This is a genomic window from Xenorhabdus entomophaga (genome assembly GCF_037996725.1).
Lineage (GTDB): Bacteria > Pseudomonadota > Gammaproteobacteria > Enterobacterales > Enterobacteriaceae > Xenorhabdus > Xenorhabdus khoisanae.
In genome coordinates this window covers 1-480 of sequence record NZ_JBBMXH010000337.1, presented here as the reverse complement: position 1 = coordinate 480, position 480 = coordinate 1, and the positions used below count along the sequence as shown (strand labels likewise).

The following is a 480-nucleotide window of genomic DNA, read 5'->3' as shown; positions in this document are numbered from 1 at the left end:
TTCGGGTTGTGAGGTTAAGCGAATAAGCGTACACGGTGGATGCCTAGGCAGTCAGAGGCGATGAAGGACGTGCTAATCTGCGAAAAGCGCCGGTGAGCTGATATGAAGCGTGATCAGCCGGCGATATCCGAATGGGGAAACCCAGTGCAATGCGTTGCACTATCCTTATCTGAATTCATAGGGTAAGGAAGCGAACCGGGGGAACTGAAACATCTCAGTACCCCGAGGAAAAGAAATCAACCGAGATTCCCCCAGTAGCGGCGAGCGAACGGGGAGCAGCCCAGAGCCAACAGCAATATCCGCGTCAGGAGAACGGTCTGGAAAGGCCGGCAGTAAAGGGTGACAGCCCCGTATCTGAAGACGCTGGTATTGTGAGCTCGAAGAGTAGGGCGGGACACGTGGTATCCTGTCTGAACATGGGGGGACCATCCTCCAAGGCTAAATACTCCTGACTGACCGATAGTGAACCAGTACCGTGAG

The 480-nt window shown here is 54.4% G+C and carries 1 rRNA gene; it reads left to right on the top strand.

The window, feature by feature from the left end:
* Nucleotides 1-12 precede the first annotated feature (12 nt).
* Nucleotides 13-480 (top strand): 23S ribosomal RNA (locus tag AAC854_RS23075); the annotation flags it as partial.